The sequence below is a fragment of the Spectribacter acetivorans genome, from assembly GCF_031846305.1.
Taxonomy (GTDB): Bacteria; Pseudomonadota; Gammaproteobacteria; order Nevskiales; family Salinisphaeraceae; genus Spectribacter; species Spectribacter acetivorans.
The window spans coordinates 60,843-77,981 of the sequence record NZ_JAVRHY010000002.1 but is presented as its reverse complement, the minus strand read 5'-3'; the positions used below and the strand labels follow the sequence as shown (position 1 = coordinate 77,981).

The window sequence follows — 17,139 nt, the reverse complement described above, 5'->3', positions numbered from 1 at the left end:
GTGGCGGTCACAATATCATCAAGACAACGCGGCTTCGGGCTGATCGAGATCCTGATCACACTGCTGGTGTTCTCCATCGGCATTCTCGCCGTCGCCGGCCTGCAGGCCATTTCCAAGAAGAACAACTTCGACGCCCTGCAGCGCACGGAAGCCGCGAACCTGGCTGGCTTTATCGTCTCCAGCATGCGCTCCAACCCCGCGGCGCTGGACGACTATCTTGTCAGCCAGAGCACCCCGCGGGGCAGTCGTGCACAGCTCACGACGCCGGATAATGACTGCTACCAGACCGATTGCTCGCCCGGCGAACTGGCGGCATTCGACCTTTGGCAATGGGAAAAGGCGCTGGATGGCGCCGGCGAGACAGTCACCGCCGATGGCGAAACCACGCGAACCGGGGGCTTGAGCCGCGCCAGCGCCTGCATCACCGGACCGGCCGGCGGTGGCAGCGGCTTCTATACCATCGTGATTGCGTGGCGCGGTGTCACCCAGCTGGACCCCGCCGGCGTCACTCCCTGCGGTACCGGCCGTGGCCTGTACGGCGCCCCCAGCGACACCGCCGGCGGCGCGGCTGACGAGAGCTATCAGCGCGCGCTCGTGCTGGAAACCTTCATCGCCTCATGAATATTTGCACCCGGCATCATCAATCGCGGGGCTTCTCGCTGGTCGAGCTGATGGTGGCCATGACCCTGGGCCTGCTCATGACCGCCGCCATCGGCACGCTGTTCGTCGCCAACAAGACCAACTACCGTCAGAACACCCTGATTGCGGAAATGCAGGACAACAGCCGGTTCGCCATGCAGGCGCTGGGGCGAGATATCGGCATGGCGGGTTTCATGGGTGGCATGACTGACGTCGGCGCGATTGCTCGCGACAGCGATACCCTGCCCGCCATTGCCTCGGATTGCGGCCCCGGGGCCGACGGCAGCGGCGGCTGGGCGCTGGATAATGCGCCGATCGAGGTTCTCGACCAGCCCGGTACGAGTGCGACCGCTACCCATGCCTGCCTTGGCGACGAACCAGTGGTGCCCGACGCCGACGTCCTCACCGTTCGCCACGTGGCCGGACTGCCGGCAGCCGAGCTGGATACCGGCGCCACGGCAACATTGCGCGCCAATACCTTCTACCTGCAGACCAACCGCACAGTCGGCTCCCTGTTCTTTTCGGGTGCCGATGCCGAAGTCCCCGATACATCGCACGCGCCGCGGCTGCCGCCGAAGTCCATCTGGGAATACGAGTCACGCCTGTATTTCGTGCGGGACTACAGCCAGACACCAGGCGACGGCATCCCGGCCCTTTGCCGCCGCTACCTTGCCGACCAGGCCACACCGCGGACCGACACCGAGTGTATCGCCGAGGGGGTGGAAAATTTCCAGATCGCCATCGGCATCGATACCGACGACGACGGCATCGTCAACCGCTACGCCACCGACCCCGCCGCCGCGGATCTGGCCCGGGCCGTTACCGCCCGGATTCAGCTACTGATGCGCAGTACCGCGGCAGACCCCGCGTACCGCAACAACAAACGCTACGACCTGCACGGCCACGACGACGATGGCGACGGCGCGATCGATGAAAGCGGCGACGGCTACGCGCCGGATGACCGTTTCTACCGGCGCCTGGTGCAGACCACGATCAATCTTCACAACCCGGCGCTGGCGTCGGGCAACGCGCCATGACGACTCACTGCATCATCCGCCGCAATCCGGCCATGCCGGCAAACCAGCGCGGTGTTGCGCTGGCCACGGCACTGATCTTTCTGGTGGTCATCACCCTGTTGGGCCTGGTGGCCATGCGTACCAGTACCACCGAACTGCGTCTGGCTCGGAATGAACAGGTCCGCATGGAAGCCATGCAGACCGCGCAATCCGTCGTCGACACGGTACTCGCCGACAGCGACAACTTCCCGCTCACGATGGATCTCGACGCGCCAGATTGTTTCGCCAGCGGCGGCGGTGACATCCAGGCCCTCTGCCCGCCGGAGCAGGCGCAATTAACACTGTCCGGTCCGGATCAGCCCCTGCCGTCGCTGTTCCAGAAAGGCATCCATGCCGAAGTCCGGCGATTGCCGCCGGATCAGGCCCCGTTGCCGGGTGGTCTGCTGACCAGCATGGCCAGGTTTTCCGGTGCCGCGTTTGCCGTCCGCGGCCAGTATTCGCGCGGTCAAGCCGGCCAGGGCGCGGCCGATATAGAACAAGGGGTTATCAAACTGGTGCCCCGCCAGGAAAGGATCCGATGAGCCGTACCCGCGATAATCGACCGATTCGCACTCGCGCCGGCCCGCGCTGGCGCGCGCTGCTGGGCGGAATGTGCCTGTCGCTGGTGGCGACCCTGTCGCCGGCACCCAAGGTGGTGGCCGATGACATCGACATCTACCAGCAGGCCGGTACCGCGGATACCCAGCCGCCGCTGGTAGTACTCAATCTCGATCTGAATCTCGATCCAACCGACATCGTCTGCAGCAACGTGCTGGCCGACCCGAGCAGTCTGGTGGGCGAACCCGCCTGCGAACTGTTGCAGCAGGTGGCCGTACTGCCGGTGCTGGAACAGGCGCTGGGCCTGCAGATAGGCGAACTGCTGGACACGCTGCTCGGCAACAATCCTGTTACCGGCGGCCTGGTTGGTCTGGTTGGCGGCCTGACCGGCGCCACGCTGGGTTCGCTGGCCGATGGCCTGCGCGGCATTACCGGCGACGAAGGTAGCGGCACTAGCGTTGCCCTGGACCAGCTGGATGTCGTCCGGCTGCTGCTATACCGGGTGTTGCATCAGCTCGTGGGGGTTCGGGTCGCCGTGCTCGCCAGCCACGCCAATACCTGCGAAGCCGGGGACTTCGACGATCCCCGCGCCGACACCGATGACTGCAGCAACGGCGCGGTGGTGCTGCTGCGGGCAACCGAACTGCTGGAAAGCAATCTCGACAGCACCGTCGACAACCTGCTCAACCGTGTCGGCCAGGTCGATACACAGCGACGCAATCGGATCGAGGATTACACCAACGGCAACAAGGTGACGATGTGTCACAAGCCACCCACCGATCCGGACGACCCACAAACCGTCAATGTCGATATCTCGATCAACGTCAATGCGGTTGACACTCACCTCGCTCATGGCGACTACATAGGCCCCTGCAGCGACCCGCCCCAGCTTGCACCGCATCCGTTCCAGGGCAAGGAAGTCTATTTCGAGCTTCTGCGCTATCTAACCGGCGGTTCGGTCTACAACGCCGACCTGAACCACGACGACAGCCTGCCTCTGCTGGCCGATCCGGCCGCCACCAACGCCAGTGGCGCCAGCTACAACAGCCCGCTCAATGCCGCCACCTGCGGCGACATCCGGGTCATCAACATCCTGCTGACCGATCCAGACGGCCAGGACGAGTCGGATGCCGACATCCTCGCCTTTCCCGGCATGGCAGGCGCCGATGGCCCCGGCGATGGGGGCTTTACCTTTGCCGAAATGACCCGCCATCTGGCCGACCAGGGCTTCGACCATGGCGGTGGCAACTATCGCCTGCACAGCTACTACCTGATCAACGGCATCGAGGGCGGCGGCCCCACGCAGTTGCTGAGCAACCTCGTGGGCACCACCATGAACCTGCCCATCGGCCTGAATCCCCTGGCCACCCCGTTCGCCAGCCGTGACTCGTTCCTGCCGGTCAGTAATGACAGCGCCTCCCTGGGCGGCCCGCAACCGGTATTCTCCCGCGCCCGTCCCGGCGAGGCGCAACCCGCGCTGTTCACCGGCCTGTTCCAGCCCGATCCGAACCGGGCACCGGCATGGAACGGCAATCTCAAGAAGCTGGCCGTAACCGACGGCGCCAGTCCGATCGTCGTCGACGCGCTCGGGCAACCCGCGGTGGGGCCGAACGGCCAGATCGCCGACGGCGCGCTGACGTTCTGGACCAAACCCAGCGACCTCGATACCGGTGTCACCGGTACCGTGAACGGACGCGACGGCGGCCATGTCACGCGCGGCGGCGCCGGTATGTACCTGCGGCCTCCCGCCACCCCGCCAAGCCCGACCAACCCGCCCGGCAATGCCGGCAGCGGGAGCGGCGGGCCCCGGATTTTCTACCAGACCGCCGGTAGCGGCATGGGCGTGGCCCCGCTCAACCTGGATACCACCACGGTCGAGGAGGCGCAGCCCGCGCTGGCCGCCGATGACAAGCTCCATGCCTCGGAGCTGGTCGCCTGGGCGCGCGGTTATGAAACCTCGCCCGCCGTGCTGGGCGACGAGGGCTATGGCGGTCTGCTGGGCTTCCTGAACAGCCAGGTCCAGGGGCTGACGAACCTGGTACGCGATCTGGTCCGGGATGTGCTCAGTGGCGTGTTCTGCAATCCGATTCTGGGCTTTCTCGGCGTGGTGCTGGGGTTCAACTGCAGCATCCCGTCAGCGGAAGAACCGCCACCACAGGACTGGCAGATGGGTGACGTGCTCCACAGCCATCCGCTTGCCATCGACTATGGCCGTGGCAGTGCCGGGAGTGACGACATCGGCACGGATATCCGCATATTCACCGGCACCAACCGCGGCTTCCTGCACCAGTTCCGGGATGACGGCAACGGCGGCACCACGTACCCCGGGCAGGAAGTCTGGCGGCTCGCCCCGCGCGCGGTCATGGCCAGCTTCAAGCGCTGGCAGTCCGGCAGCCCCACCGCCGCCAGCCGACCCTATGGCGTGGACGGCGCGCCGGTTGCCCTGATCCGGGACAGTGACGGCGTCATCCGCAGCAGCCAGGGTGATCGCGTCTGGCTGTATTTCGGACTGCGGCGTGGCGGCAAGGCCTATTACGGGCTCGATGCCACCAATCCCGACGCCCCGCCCCAGGGCCTCTGGTCCATCGAGAAGGGCGCTCCGGGTAGCAACTTCGCCGAACTCGGCCTGACCTTCTCCACCCCGCAGGCGGGCTACATCCGGCTGGCCGATAGCAACGGGGACACCAGCTCGCGACCGGTCCTGGTCTTCGCCGGTGGCTATGACGGCGGCTACACCAGCGCCGGCAACCCGCTGGGCAAGGACGCCGCCCGCGGCAGCCTCTCCGGGACCCAGAGCCAGTCCGATAGCGGGCTGATCGGCCGCGATGATGACGAGGGCAACGCGCTGTTCGTGGTCGACGCGGAAACCGGCGCCCTGATCTGGAAGGCCCGGCACGGCAGCCGCGGCCATAGCGCCAGTGGTGGCGCCGATATCTGGCAGCACCCGGCCATGGATGACAGCATCCCGTCTGACGTGACGGCGCTGGACACCGACGGCGACGGTCACCTGGACCGCCTCTATGTCGGCGATACCGGCGGCCGCGTCTGGCGGGCGGACATTGGCGCCCCCGATGCCGCGGACTGGCGGGCCGAGCCGATCGCCAGCCTGGGCCGGCATGCCGGGAGTACCGGTCTCGCCGGTGACCGGCGCTTCTTCCATCCGCCCGACGTTGTGCGCGTGAGTGCCGGCGCACAGAGTTTCTACGCCGTGGTGATCGGGTCGGGTAACCGCGCCGACCCGCTCAACCGGGCGACCGACAATCGCCTGTTCGTGATCAAGGATGGGGAGGCGCTGCCCGACGATCCGGACGCCGCCACCCTGGGCGACCTGGCCGACTTTTCCGGCAACTGCGCCGGCGGGACGTGCGACAGTCTGCTCGACCCGGCCTTCTCGCCGGCCGGCTGGCACATGGTGCTGGGCAGTGCCGGGGAGAAGATTCTCTCCAGCCCCACCACCATTGCCGGCAAGGTACTGGTGACCAGCTATGTACCGCCCGCCGCCGACGGCAGTGCCTGTACCCCGCGGACCGGCACGGGCCGGCTGTATGCGGTGGATATTCGCAACGCCACGCCCACCCTGCCGGCCTTCGAGAAAGACGGGGACAGCGCAGCGGCTGGCGGATCAATGGCCATGGCCCGCAGCACCCCGCTTCGCAGCGCCGGCATCCCGGCGGAAGTGCAGTATCTGCGGCCGGAAACCTTCCTGGCCAGCGACTTCGGGATACTGGACATCAACCACCGGCTCATCTGGCGCACCTACTGGCGCGAACGCGTCGGCGATCAGTAACCGGCGGGTCCGGCTTCCGGCCGTACGGCCAGGCCCGTATCATTGCGTCGCATGCCCTGCCCTCGCTCCATCCCGGCCGTCCTCCGCCGCTGTCAACGCGGCATGACGCTGATCGAGCTGATGATCGTGGTCACGGTGGTCGGTATCCTGGCCGCGGTGGCCTACCCGTCGTACGTCAACGTAGTGGTGCGCAATAACCGTTCGGTGGCCCACGCGGCGCTTAGTGACCTGGTCGCCAGACAGGAAAACTACTTTACCCAGCGCAAGCGTTATGCCCAGACCATTCGGGAGCTGGGCTTTCCCTCGAGCCCGACCGGTGTCCGCAACAACGGCGCGCTGGATGATCTCGACGCGTCACCCAATCCGAGCGACATCGTCTATCACCTGCAGGTATCGTCCGCCGCGCCGTTCGATCAGGACACCAACTTCCGGGTGGAAGCGGTCCCAACCAACATGCAGACGCGGGACGACGACTGCGGCACCCTGTTCATCACCGCGGCCGGCACGCGCGGCGCCACCGGCGACAAGCCGGACGAGTGCTGGTAACCGCTGGCGTCAGGACGGCCCGCGCTTGCGCCACATATCCAGCAGCAGCAGCGCGGCACCCACGGTAATGGCGCAGTCGGCGATGTTGAACGCCGGCCAGTGATAGCCCGCCGCGTGCAGATCGAGAAAATCGATCACGTGCCCGCGGGCGACACGGTCGATGGCATTACCCAGCGCCCCGCCCAGGATCAGCGCCAGCGAGGCGGCCACCAGCCGGTCCGTATGCGGGTTGCGGCGCAGCCAGATCAGGATGCCGATGCTCACCACCACCGTCAGGCCGACGAAGAACAGCGGCGCCGCCCCCGCAAACATGCTGAACGCCGCCCCGGTGTTGTGCAGGCGTACCAGATTGAAGAACGGCGCGATCACCAGCCGGTCGTAGAGCTCGAACGAGCGGACCACCAGTTGCTTGGTGATCTGGTCGGCCACGATCACGATTGCCGAGATCCAGAGCCAGTGGGCGTTCTGATAGCGGAATGCTTGACCGGTCGCGGACTCAGACATGGGTGCCTCGGTTGGTATCGGGGTTAGGCTCGTCGGCCGGATGGATTCGGGCCAGCAGGGCCCGGGCATGGTCGATATCCGCCATCATCGCATCGCGCAATGCGCTGGTGCTGTCGAATCGGGTCTCGCCCCGCAGAAACGCGTGGAAGAATACCTCGATCCGGGTGCCGTACAAGTCCTCGTTGAAATCGAGCAGATGCACCTCGAGCAGGCAGCCCTGGCCGTTGACCGTGGGACGGGTGCCCAGACTGGCCGCCCCATCCACCACGCGACCGTCGGTCAGCCGCACGCGCACCGCATAAACCCCGTGCCGGGGCGCGACCTTGCGCCGCAAATCGAGATTGGCGGTAGGCACGTCCAGCGACCGACCCAGCCGCTGCCCCCGGATCACCCGCCCACAAACGCGGTAGGGCCGCCCCAGCAGCGTCTCAGCGACATCCGGTTTGCCGTCGGCCAGGGCCTCGCGCACCCGCGTGCTGCTCACGCGCCGGCCATCCACCGAGACCGTGGGCACCCGCAATACCTCGAAACCGCATTCCCGCCCCAGTGTCTCGAGCATGGCGAGATCACCCGCGCGGTCGCGGCCGAAACGGAAGTCCGTACCCACCATCACCGCCGCCACACCCAGCTGCCTCACCAGCAATGAGCGCACGAATTCCGCCGGCGACTGGGCGGCGAACCGCTCGTCAAACCGGGCTCGCACCAGCCGGTGCAGACCGTAGCGGGCGGTATCCTCGATCTTTTCCCGCAGGCTGGAAAGCCGTGCCGGCGCCGCCTCCGGCTTGAAGAATTCCAGCGGCGTGGGATCGAAGGTCAGTAGCGTCGCCGGCAGATCATGCGTGGCCGCCAGCGCCGTCAACCGCTGGATGATCGCCTGATGGCCGCGATGCACGCCATCGAAATTGCCGATGGTGAGCACGCAGCCGCGCCCCGACGGCGGCAACGCCGATACGCGCCGGACGAACTCCATCAGGCGGCCCGCAAGTGGCGCGGCCGCAGGCCGAGCACCGCAATCACGACCGCATAAACCGCCAGACCGGCGCCGATGAGCGTGAACAACCACGTCGCCCGCTCCGACGCCCCCGCCGCCAGCCAGCTGTCGATATCCCCGGCCAGCCAGAACAGCAGGGCGCTCATCGTCAGCGTCGCCACCATGACCCGGGAAAGCAGCGGCACCCACCCGGCACTTGCCTGGTAGACCCCTTCGGCCCGCAACCCGCGAAACAGCAGACCCGCATTGACGAAGGCCCCCAGTGACGTCCCCAGCGCCAGCCCGGCATGCGGAGCGGGCCAGTCAAGCGCCACCACGGCGCCGACGAAGACCACGTTCATGACCATGGCAGCCGCCAGCGAGATCACCCCGAAACGGACCGGCGTGCGCGTGTCCTCGCGCGAAAAATAGCCCGGCACCAGCACTTTCACCAACGAAAAACCCATGAATCCGAATGCGTAAGCGCACAGACTGTACCGACTCATCAGCACGTCCTGCACGCCGAAGGATTGATACTGGAACAGCGTGGCGATCAGCGGCCCGGCCAGCACGAACAGCCCGGCCATGGCCGGCAGGCCCAGCACGATCACCAGTTTCAGCGCCCAGTCCAGCGTGGCCGAGAACCTTGCCGGCTCGGCCTCCGCGTGCCGGGCGGACAGACTCGGCAGGATGACGGTTCCCAGCGCAATCGAGAACACCCCCAACGGAAACTCCATCAGGCGATCGGAGTAATACAGCCAGCTGACACTGCCCGCCGCCAGCAGCGACGCGATGGCAGTATCCAGCAGCAGATTGACCTGCGCCACGGAAGAGCCGAACAGGATCGGCAGCATCAGCTTCAGGATGCGGCGAACCTGGGAATCCCGCCAGCCCCAGCGCGGGCGCGGGAGCAGACCTAGACGCCACAGGAACGGGACCTGAAAAATCAGCTGCGCCAGCCCGGCCAGAAATACGCCAATGGCCAGCCCGAGCTCCGGCTGTGCCAGCCGCGGCGCCAACAACAGGGCGGCACCGATCAGGCACAGGTTGAGTAGCACCGGCGTGAACGCCGGCACCGCGAATCGGCCATAGGTATTGAGAATGCCGCCCGCCATCGCGGTCAGCGAGATGAACAGCAGATACGGAAACGTCCAGCGAAGCAGCTCCGCCGCCAGGGGGCCGGGCCCGTCGGTGAGTACGAAACCCGGCGCGAAAATCAGGATGAACAGGGGCGCGGCCACCACGCCCACCACGGTGATTCCCAGCAGAATCACTGCCAGGGTGCCGCTGACGACGTCGATCAGCGCCTGCACCTCGGCCTGGCTGCCCCCGCTGCGGGTAGCGGACAGCACCGGGACGAAGGATTGCGCGAACGCGCCCTCGGCAAACAACCGGCGCATGAAATTCGGGATCTTGAACGCGACCAGGAACGCATCCATGCCCGCGCCGGCGCCAAATACCACGGCGAACACCACGTCGCGCGCGAACCCGAGCACGCGCGACAGCAGCGTCATGGCGCCCACGACGCCGGTGGATTTGAGCAGGGACGACGACATCAGACAGCGCCTTGGCGTGAATCCGCGATGATAGCGGTTTCATTCCGCCGGCCTCCAGCGCAAAAGTCGGCGCGCGCATTGACAAGCGCCTGCCGAATACCAATAATAGCGGGCTTTCCCGGGCGGTTTCTGCGCCCGAAACAGATGCCTTCAGGAGCTTTTTTCGTGGCCAACTCCCCGCAAGCGCGCAAGCGCGCCCGCCAGTCCGAAGTCCGGCGCACCCATAACATGGCCCAGCGTTCGCTGGCCCGTACGCACATCAAGAAGGTTCGCAAGGCGATCGACGCCGGTGACAAGGATGCGGCCATGGCTGCATTCCGAGCGGCAGAACCGGTTCTGGACCGCTTTGCCGGGAAGGGGCGGATTCACGCGAACAAGGCCGCGCGGCACAAGTCTCGCCTGAACGCACAGATTCGCGCCCTCGGCTAAGCCGCAGCGCGCACGAATAGCTCGGAAAGGGCCCGCTTCGGCGGGCCCTTTTTCGTTGCCGTCCCGCAACAGCCTGCCCAACCGCGGATACTATCTAGATCATGCCCCGCTCACGCAGGGCATCACTGATCTGCGCCACGCACGCCTCGAGCCCGTGATCCGCCGTATCCACGATCAGTTCGGGATTCTCCGGTGCCTCGTAGGGTGAGTCGATGCCGGTGAAATGCGGAATTTCCCCCGCCCGTGCCTTCTTGTAGAGCCCCTTGGGATCACGCTGCTCGCAGACATCCAGCGGCGCGCGGGCATGTATCTCGATGAATTGACCCGGCTCGACCAGTGACCGCACGATCTCGCGATCGGCCCGGAACGGCGAGATGAAGGCGGTCAGCACGATCACCCCGGCATCCACGAAAAGCTTCGCCACTTCCCCGATCCGCCGGATGTTCTCCACCCGCGCTTCATCGGTGAAACCCAGGTCACGGTTGAGTCCGTGGCGGATGTTGTCACCGTCCAGCACATAGGTCAGACGCCCCTGTTCGAACAGGCTGGCCTCCAGCGCGTTGGCCAGCGTGGACTTGCCCGATCCCGACAGGCCGGTGAACCAGAGAATGCCCGGCTTCTGGCCGAGGCGTTGCACGCGAGATTCGTGCGCTACCCGGTGCTCGTGCCACACCACGTTGGTTGAGCGATCGTTGTTGCTGTTGGTCACAGGCTCGAGTCCTCGAATTGCAGTGAAAAATTGCCGCGATGGTCAGATCAGCACCAGATTGTCCCGGTGCAGAAATTCCGGATCACCGGCGTAGCCGAGAATATCGATGATGTTTCCACTGGGCCGGCCGGCCAGCCGCGCCACCTCGGCGGCATCGTAGTTGGCCATGCCCCGGGCGATGTCGCGACCCTCCGCGTCAACGCACACCACGATATCACCACGACGGAACTCACCCTCCACCCGCGTGATGCCGATGGGCAGCAGACTGCGGCCGGACTGGCGCAGAACCCGGGCCGCGCCCGCATCCACGTGGACGCGGCCACGCGTCTGGCGATGGCCGGCAATCCAGCGTTTGCGCGCCGCCAGTTTTCGCTCGCCAGCGGTCAGCAGGGTTCCCAGCGATTCTCCGGCTGCAATCCGCCCGAGCACGGCCTCGGAGCGGCCGTCGGCAATCAGCGTGTGAGCACCCGACCGGGCCGCCTGCTGCGCCGCCTGCACCTTGGTGCGCATGCCGCCGCGACCCAGCGCGCCGGAGCCACCGCCGGCCATGGGCAACAACGCCGGATCATCGGCCCGCTGTGTATCGATCAGGCTGGCGTCCGGATTGCCACGCGGATCGGCGTCGAACATGCCGGCCTGATCGGTAAGGATCACCAGCAGATCGGCATCCACCAGATTGACGGTCAGTGCGGCCAGGGTGTCGTTATCACCCAGCCGGATTTCATCGGTGGCCACGACGTCGTTTTCGTTGACGACCGGAATCACACCCAGGTCCAGCAGCGTCAGCAACGTGCCGCGCGCATTCAGGTAACGCCGGCGGTCAGCCACCTCCTCGTGCGTCAGCAACACCTGGGCGGTACGCAGGCCGTGGCGCTGGAATTCCCGTTCATAGGCTTCCACCAGGCCCATCTGTCCCACCGAGGCGGCCGCCTGTAGCCCGTTGAGCGTATCCGGCCGGCGCTGCCAGCCCAGGCGGACCAGCCCTTCCGCTACCGCACCCGAGGACACCACCACGATCTGATACCCCTGCTCGGCCAGCGCCGCGATCTGGGCTACCCAGTCGGCAATGCGCGCATGGTCCAGCCCGCGGCCGTCATTGGTCACCAGCGAACTGCCGACCTTGACGACCCAGCGCCGGCTGGCACCCACGCGCTGGCGCATGTCGCTACTGGATCCAGTCGTCGTCATCCGCGTCGCCCGTGTCCGTGTCCTGATCCTGCTCGTCGGTGAAACCCGCCGCTCGCAGGGCTTCCAGCCAGGTCATGATATCGCCCAGCAGCGGTTGTACGCTGTCGGGCCGGATTGCCGAAATGGTGTAGACAGGCCCGGTCCAGCCCAGCGCATCGGTCAATGCCGTGACCCGCTCGGCGACGTCCGCCTGATCGAGCAGATCGGCCTTGTTGCAGACCAGCCAGCGCTCCCGCCCGGCCAGTTCCGGACTGAACTCGGCGAGTTCCTCGGCCACGGTGGCCACGGCCTGCTCGGGAGAGGAGCCGTCCACCGGCCACAGATCAACCAGGTGCAGTAGCAATCGCGTGCGCTGGATGTGCCTCAGGAATCGGTGCCCCAGACCCACACCCTGGGCGGCACCCTCGATCAGCCCAGGCAGATCCACCATGGTGAAGCTGCGCAGCTCCCCGACCCCGACCACACCCACCTGGGGGTGCAGCGTGGTAAAGGGATAATCCGCGATCCGCGGTCGGGCGCCGGAAACCGAAGCCAGCAGGGTCGATTTGCCGGCATTGGGCAGCCCCACAAGGCCCACTTCGGCCAGCAGCTTGAGCTCAAGGCGCAGGGATCGCTTTTCCCCCGGGGAGCCGTCGCTGGTCTGACGCGGCGCGCGGTTGGTGCTGGATTTGTAGCGCGTGTTCCCGAGTCCGTGGAAGCCGCCTCGGGCCACGCAGAGTTGCTGGCCGTGTTCGGTGAGATCTCCGATCAACTCGCCGGTATCGGCGTCGAAACAGAGCGTGCCCACCGGTACCGGCAGGATGACATCGTCACCACGCGCGCCGGTGCGCTCGGCGCCGGCGCCATTGGCGCCCCGCTGGGCCTTGATCTGGCGGGTGACGCGATAATCGAACAGCGTATTGAGATTGTGCTCGGCCAGCAGATACACACTGCCACCGTCACCACCATCACCGCCGTCCGGCCCGCCCCGGGGCACGTACTTTTCCCGTCGAAACGACATGCAGCCGTTGCCACCGTCGCCGGCTTCGACGCGCAGATTGGCTTCATCGACGAATTTCATAGTCCTGCCCGGGCATTGCCCACAAAAAACCCCGCCGGTGGCGGGGTTTCAGATCCGCATAGGCTGCGGTATCAGTCCGCCACGATGGACACGAACCGGCGGTTGCGCGGGCCCTTGACGGCGAATTCAACGCGCCCGTCAGTCTTGGCGAACAGCGTGTAATCCTTGCCCATTCCGACATTGCTGCCCGGATGGAAGCTGCTGCCGCGCTGGCGAACGATGATGTTGCCGGCCACTACCGACTGACCGCCGAAGCGCTTGACCCCGAGTCGTTTCGACTCGGAATCGCGACCGTTGCGAGTACTGCCGCCTGCTTTTTTATGTGCCATCGCTGAGGCTCCTCAGATTATGCCGTGAGTCTATTCGGTTGACTTGGCGTCGTCCGCCGCGCGCTCGGCTGACTTGGCCACCGCGTTGGCGGCGCCTTCGTCGGATGCCTGCGCCTGGTCATCCTGTTTGGGTGCTGCCGGCTCGGCCTTTTTCTTGGCCTTCTTGGCGCCCCCGGGCAGGCCGGCAATGCCGGTGACCTTGAGTTCCGTGTAATCCTGACGGTGACCCTGCTTGCGCCGATACTTCTTGCGCCGCTTGAACTTGATCACGTCGATCTTGTCACCGCGGCCATGCGACTGGACTTCCGCGGTCACCTTGCCGCCGTCCACCAGCGGTGTGCCGATCTGAGCAGTCTCGCCGTCGGAAACCAGCAAAACCTCGTCGATATCGATAGACTTTCCGGCCTCGACATCCAGCTTTTCCACGCGCAGGGTCTCGCCCTCGCTGACGCGGTACTGCTTGCCTCCGGTCCTGATGACGGCGTGCATCTCAACAAACTCCTGATCTAGGGTCGAGCGCGCGGCGCTAGTGCGCATGACGCTCATCGAAGGGCGCGAAGTCTACGCGCAAGCCGCCTGTCGGTCAATGTAATCCGCGGTCTCGGCAAGCTTTCTTGACAGCCCCGGACCCGGCGCCTAAGTTTGCGCGGTTCCCGTCGACGGCCATTCATGCAACTCGAACCGATACTCAAGCCGGTTGAAGCCGACATGCGCGCCGTCGATGCGCTCATCCGGCGCCATCTCGACTCCGATGTGGTCCTGATCCGGACCCTCGCCGACTACATCATCGCCGGCGGCGGCAAGCGGCTGCGGCCGGCAACCGTGTTGCTGGCGGCACGGGCGGCCGGTTTCAGCGGCAACGACGACCACCGGCTGCTCGCGGCCATCATCGAGTTCATCCACACCGCCACCCTGCTGCATGACGATGTGGTGGATGAATCCGGGCAGCGCCGCGGCCGGGATACCGCCAATGCCGTATGGGGCAACAGCGCCAGCGTACTTACGGGCGATTTCCTCTACTCCCGCGCGTTCCAGATGATGGTCGCGCTGGAACGGCCGCAGGTGATGCAGGTGCTGGCCGATACCACCAACCGCATCGCCGAGGGCGAGGTCCTGCAACTGATGAACGCCCACCGTGCGGACATCAGCGAGGCCGATTACATGGATGTGGTGGATCGCAAGACCGCCAGCCTGTTCTCGGCGGGTTGCCGGCTCGGCGCCATGCTCGCGGACGCATCGTCGGCCCAGTCGGAGGCACTGGCCCGTTACGGCTGCCACCTCGGCATTGCATTCCAGATCATGGACGATGCGCTGGATTACGACGCCACCGACAATGCCTTCGGCAAGAACGTCGGTGACGATCTGGCCGAGGGCAAAGCGACCCTGCCGCTTATCTGGGCCCTGAGCCAGGCCACGGATGAGGATGCCAGTGCCCTGCGTCGCGCCATTGAGGATGGCGATTGTGATCAACTGGAAGCAGTGCGATCAGCGATTGAATCAACCCGGGCGATGGCATACACTCTCGCCCGCGCCGAGGATGAAGCAGCAAAGGCCAGAACGGCCCTTGATCAGATTCCCGATTCCTCCTCCAAACGCGCACTTCTGGAACTGGCCAATTTCGCTGTTCGGCGCAGCTTCTAGACTTCGGGGTATAGCTCAGCTTGGTAGAGCGCCATCTTCGGGAGGTGGAGGTCGTAGGTTCAAATCCTGCTACCCCGACCATATTCAGTGAATCTGTCACTACTAGACGAGTGACGCCGATTCCGAAGCGCTAACGCGGCTTCCCGGTCGTAGGTTGATGCTCGCGATCCCTGGCGAGCACCCTGCGGGCGGCGCCTGACGGCGCCGTCAACGCGGCAGTCCTGCCGCGTTTACCAAATTCTGCTACCCCGACCATATTCGGTTAGCTTTCCGCTCGCCTACGTCACTGACTGGCAACTTCATCCGCGCAGAAAATTTGCCCGGTAGTGCGCCAGCTCCGCGATGGAGTCGCGGATGTCATCCATCGCCAGGTGCGCGCTGGTCTTGGTGAATCCGGCTGCCACGTCGGGCGCCCAGCGCCGTGCCAGCTCTTTGAGGGTGCTGACGTCGATATGGCGGTAGTGAAAGTAGCGCTGCAGCTCGGGCATGTAGCCGGCCAGAAATCGCCGATCCTGGCAGATGCTGTTGCCACACATTGGCGACGCGCCGGCCGGCACCCACTTGGCAAGAAATTCGAGCGTCTGGCGCTCGGCTTCCGCCTCATCGATGCGGCTGGCCTGTACCCGCGCTACCAGGCCGGAGCCGTTGTGCTGGCGGGTGTTCCAGTCGTCCATGGCGTCGAGCACCGCGTCGGGCTGGTGCACGGCCAGGATCGGGCCTTCGGCGAGCAGATTGAGCTGGGCATCGGTGACGGCTGTGGCAATCTCTATGATCACGTCACTGGCCGGGTCCAGGCCGGTCATTTCGAGATCGATCCAGATCAGGTTGTCGGCACTGGGTTGCATGAATGCGGTCCCTTGTTGAAGCGGTTCGGTCACGGTCGGCGACGGGGCTGATGCCACCTTGCGCAGGGTGTTAACTTAGCCCCGCATTCTACCGAGGACATTGCCATGAGTGATCTGGCACAACGCCGCTGCCAACCCTGCGAAGGGGGGGTCGCCCCCATGGATCGCGCAACCGCCGAGCAGCATTGCGGCGAGTTGTCTTCCAACTGGTCGATCAGCGATGACGCGAAGGCCATCCGGGGCGAGTTCACCTTCAAGAATTACTACCACACCACTGCGTTCGTGAATGCGGTGGCCTGGATTGCGCATACCGACGACCACCATCCGGACATCGCCTTCGGATACAAGAACTGCACTATTCATTACAGCACCCATTCCATCGGCGGCTTGTCGGAGAATGACTTCATCTGCGCCGCCAAGATCGACCGGCTGGTCGACGCGTCCTGAACAGCCGGCAGGAAGCGACCGTCCTGGCGGTGCACGGCCGCCGGGCGGTGGTGCGGCTGGCGGACGGCCCAAGCATTGATGCACTGATCGGCAGTCGCGCGCTGACGCCGGTTGCGGGCGACCGGGTGGATATCGAGGTGCAAAGCGATCCACCCGGGCTGTGTCACATCCATCCGCGCCAGGGCTGCCTCTGGCGGCACGACACTCGACGCCACAAGCGGCTGCTGGCCAGCCACGTAGACCGCATGCTGGTGGTGGCGGCACCGAAACCCGGGATTAGTGCCGAGCAACTGGATCGTTACCTGGCGATCGCGTCAATCGACCGCATGCCGGCGTCAATCGTGCGTCACAAGGCCGATCTGCCCGATTCGGCTCTGGACGCACGGCTCGACGAATTCCGGGCCCTGGGCTATCCGGTGCTGACCACCAGCGCCCAGACGGATGCCGGGCTCACCGAACTGGTGGCGCATATCGGCCACGGCACCGCGGTGTTCGTGGGGCTGTCGGGCGCCGGCAAATCCTCGCTGACCGGCCGGCTGATTCCCGCCGCCCGGCCGCGGACCGGGACCCTGTCCACCGGCAGCGGCGAGGGCCGCCACACCACGACCACGACGCGCCTGTATCCACTGCCGGCCGGAGGCGCGGTGCTGGATTCGCCCGGCGTGCGCGACATCCGCCTCTGGCCGATGGCGGCGTCCGAACTGATCCACGGATTTCCGGAACTGGCGCAGGCAGCCGAGCAATGCCGATTCCGCGATTGCGCGCATGATGGCGAACCCCGCTGTGCGGTGGCGCAGGGCGTGGCCGCCGGAACCATTTCGAAGCGGCGGCTGGCCAGTTTCCGACACCTGGCCCGCTATCTGGCCAGCGCCTGAA

Annotated in this window: 17 protein-coding genes, 1 tRNA gene and 1 pseudogene; 10 read left to right on the top strand and 9 right to left on the bottom strand. The window is 65.8% G+C overall.

Annotated features, from left to right (window positions below; translation table 11 throughout):
* The 5 genes from pilV to RM531_RS02325 are packed head-to-tail and all read left to right on the top strand — an operon-like array spanning nt 1 to nt 6,585.
* The gene (gene pilV, locus RM531_RS02345; RefSeq protein WP_311656994.1) at nt 1-621 is read left to right on the top strand and encodes a type IV pilus modification protein PilV; all 621 of its coding nucleotides are present in this window, start codon (nt 1-3) and stop codon (nt 619-621) included.
* The gene (locus RM531_RS02340) at nt 618-1,676 is read left to right on the top strand and encodes a PilW family protein (protein ID WP_311656993.1); all 1,059 of its coding nucleotides are present in this window, start codon (nt 618-620) and stop codon (nt 1,674-1,676) included. Before pilV ends, RM531_RS02340 begins: the two co-directional genes overlap by 4 nt.
* Nucleotides 1,673-2,236, top strand: coding sequence for a pilus assembly PilX family protein (locus tag RM531_RS02335; protein ID WP_311656992.1), 564 nt, complete (start codon nt 1,673-1,675; stop codon nt 2,234-2,236). Before RM531_RS02340 ends, RM531_RS02335 begins: the two co-directional genes overlap by 4 nt.
* The gene (locus tag RM531_RS02330; protein ID WP_311656991.1) at nt 2,233-6,039 is read left to right on the top strand and encodes a pilus assembly protein; all 3,807 of its coding nucleotides are present in this window, start codon (nt 2,233-2,235) and stop codon (nt 6,037-6,039) included. The genes RM531_RS02335 and RM531_RS02330 overlap by 4 nt, the downstream gene beginning before the upstream one ends.
* Nucleotides 6,040-6,090: 51 nt before the next feature.
* Nucleotides 6,091-6,585: a type IV pilin protein gene (locus tag RM531_RS02325; RefSeq protein WP_311656990.1), complete on the top strand. Its 495-nt coding sequence runs from the start codon at nt 6,091-6,093 to the stop codon at nt 6,583-6,585.
* 9 nt (nt 6,586-6,594) lie between these two features.
* Here the strand turns inward: RM531_RS02325 and lspA are convergent, their stop codons facing one another.
* From lspA to murJ, 3 genes are read right to left on the bottom strand one after another with little or no spacing between them, the layout of a single operon-like run.
* Complete coding sequence (gene lspA, locus RM531_RS02320; RefSeq protein ID WP_311656989.1) at nt 6,595-7,089, bottom strand: signal peptidase II; 495 nt, start codon at nt 7,087-7,089, stop codon at nt 6,595-6,597.
* Entirely contained in the window at nt 7,082-8,059 is a 978-nt protein-coding gene (gene ribF, locus RM531_RS02315) for a bifunctional riboflavin kinase/FAD synthetase (protein ID WP_311656988.1), read from the bottom strand. The genes lspA and ribF overlap by 8 nt, the downstream gene beginning before the upstream one ends.
* Nucleotides 8,059-9,615 carry a murein biosynthesis integral membrane protein MurJ gene (murJ, locus tag RM531_RS02310; RefSeq protein ID WP_311656987.1) on the bottom strand — a complete coding sequence of 519 codons (1,557 nt, stop codon included), beginning with the start codon at nt 9,613-9,615 and terminating at the stop codon, nt 8,059-8,061. The genes ribF and murJ overlap by 1 nt, the downstream gene beginning before the upstream one ends.
* 165 nt (nt 9,616-9,780) lie before the next feature.
* Between murJ and rpsT the strand changes: the two genes are divergently transcribed.
* A complete protein-coding gene (rpsT, locus tag RM531_RS02305) occupies nt 9,781-10,044 on the top strand; it encodes a 30S ribosomal protein S20 (RefSeq protein WP_311656985.1) in 264 nt (87 codons plus the stop codon).
* A 94-nt stretch (nt 10,045-10,138) separates the two neighbouring features.
* Here the strand turns inward: rpsT and cysC are convergent, their stop codons facing one another.
* The 5 genes and pseudogenes from cysC to rplU form a co-directional block, all read right to left on the bottom strand.
* Nucleotides 10,139-10,753, bottom strand: a complete 615-nt coding sequence (cysC, locus tag RM531_RS02300; protein ID WP_311656984.1) for an adenylyl-sulfate kinase — start codon at nt 10,751-10,753, stop codon at nt 10,139-10,141.
* Nucleotides 10,754-10,795: 42 nt separating this feature from the next.
* Complete coding sequence (gene proB, locus RM531_RS02295; RefSeq protein WP_349255380.1) at nt 10,796-11,914, bottom strand: glutamate 5-kinase; 1,119 nt, start codon at nt 11,912-11,914, stop codon at nt 10,796-10,798.
* Nucleotides 11,915-11,918: 4 nt separating this feature from the next.
* Nucleotides 11,919-13,001, bottom strand: a complete 1,083-nt coding sequence (gene cgtA / locus RM531_RS02290) for an Obg family GTPase CgtA (protein ID WP_311656981.1) — start codon at nt 12,999-13,001, stop codon at nt 11,919-11,921.
* A 71-nt stretch (nt 13,002-13,072) separates the two neighbouring features.
* Nucleotides 13,073-13,330, bottom strand: coding sequence for a 50S ribosomal protein L27 (rpmA, locus tag RM531_RS02285; protein ID WP_311653319.1), 258 nt, complete (start codon nt 13,328-13,330; stop codon nt 13,073-13,075).
* A 186-nt stretch (nt 13,331-13,516) separates the two neighbouring features.
* Nucleotides 13,517-13,819: pseudogene (gene rplU / locus RM531_RS02280) on the bottom strand (50S ribosomal protein L21); the annotation flags it as partial.
* 180 nt (nt 13,820-13,999) lie between these two features.
* Between rplU and RM531_RS02275 the strand changes: the two are divergent.
* Both RM531_RS02275 and RM531_RS02270 read left to right on the top strand, forming a co-directional pair.
* Nucleotides 14,000-14,971 (top strand): polyprenyl synthetase family protein, encoded by a 972-nt coding sequence (locus RM531_RS02275; protein ID WP_311656980.1) that lies wholly within the window; start codon nt 14,000-14,002, stop codon nt 14,969-14,971.
* A gap of 4 nt (nt 14,972-14,975) precedes the next feature.
* Nucleotides 14,976-15,052 (top strand) — tRNA-Pro (locus RM531_RS02270).
* Nucleotides 15,053-15,270: 218 nt separating this feature from the next.
* On the opposite strand, the gene orn is transcribed toward RM531_RS02270, so the two are convergent.
* Entirely contained in the window at nt 15,271-15,816 is a 546-nt protein-coding gene (gene orn / locus RM531_RS02265) for an oligoribonuclease (protein WP_311656979.1), read from the bottom strand.
* Between the two features lie 105 nt (nt 15,817-15,921).
* Between orn and RM531_RS02260 the strand changes: the two genes are divergently transcribed.
* Together RM531_RS02260 and rsgA are read left to right on the top strand one after the other, a co-directional pair.
* The gene (locus tag RM531_RS02260; protein ID WP_311653322.1) at nt 15,922-16,263 is read left to right on the top strand and encodes a 4a-hydroxytetrahydrobiopterin dehydratase; all 342 of its coding nucleotides are present in this window, start codon (nt 15,922-15,924) and stop codon (nt 16,261-16,263) included.
* Between the two features lie 29 nt (nt 16,264-16,292).
* Entirely contained in the window at nt 16,293-17,138 is an 846-nt protein-coding gene (gene rsgA, locus RM531_RS02255; RefSeq protein WP_311656977.1) for a ribosome small subunit-dependent GTPase A, read from the top strand.
* Nucleotide 17,139: the final 1 nt, after the last annotated feature.

Excerpts from the sequence above, each read along its gene's own strand:
- RM531_RS02340 (WP_311656993.1), top strand. The coding sequence starts at position 618 with ATGAATATTTGCACCCGGCATCATCAATCGCGGGGCTTCTCGCTGGTC.
- RM531_RS02335 (WP_311656992.1), top strand. The coding sequence starts at position 1,673 with ATGACGACTCACTGCATCATCCGCCGCAATCCGGCCATGCCGGCAAAC.
- RM531_RS02330 (WP_311656991.1), top strand. The coding sequence starts at position 2,233 with ATGAGCCGTACCCGCGATAATCGACCGATTCGCACTCGCGCCGGCCCG.
- RM531_RS02325 (WP_311656990.1), top strand. The coding sequence starts at position 6,091 with ATGCCCTGCCCTCGCTCCATCCCGGCCGTCCTCCGCCGCTGTCAACGC.
- lspA (WP_311656989.1), bottom strand. The coding sequence starts at position 7,089 with ATGTCTGAGTCCGCGACCGGTCAAGCATTCCGCTATCAGAACGCCCAC.
- ribF (WP_311656988.1), bottom strand. The coding sequence starts at position 8,059 with ATGGAGTTCGTCCGGCGCGTATCGGCGTTGCCGCCGTCGGGGCGCGGC.
- murJ (WP_311656987.1), bottom strand. The coding sequence starts at position 9,615 with ATGTCGTCGTCCCTGCTCAAATCCACCGGCGTCGTGGGCGCCATGACG.
- proB (WP_349255380.1), bottom strand. The coding sequence starts at position 11,914 with ATGCGCCAGCGCGTGGGTGCCAGCCGGCGCTGGGTCGTCAAGGTCGGC.
- cgtA (WP_311656981.1), bottom strand. The coding sequence starts at position 13,001 with ATGAAATTCGTCGATGAAGCCAATCTGCGCGTCGAAGCCGGCGACGGT.
- rpmA (WP_311653319.1), bottom strand. The coding sequence starts at position 13,330 with ATGGCACATAAAAAAGCAGGCGGCAGTACTCGCAACGGTCGCGATTCC.
- RM531_RS02275 (WP_311656980.1), top strand. The coding sequence starts at position 14,000 with ATGCAACTCGAACCGATACTCAAGCCGGTTGAAGCCGACATGCGCGCC.
- orn (WP_311656979.1), bottom strand. The coding sequence starts at position 15,816 with ATGCAACCCAGTGCCGACAACCTGATCTGGATCGATCTCGAAATGACC.
- RM531_RS02260 (WP_311653322.1), top strand. The coding sequence starts at position 15,922 with ATGAGTGATCTGGCACAACGCCGCTGCCAACCCTGCGAAGGGGGGGTC.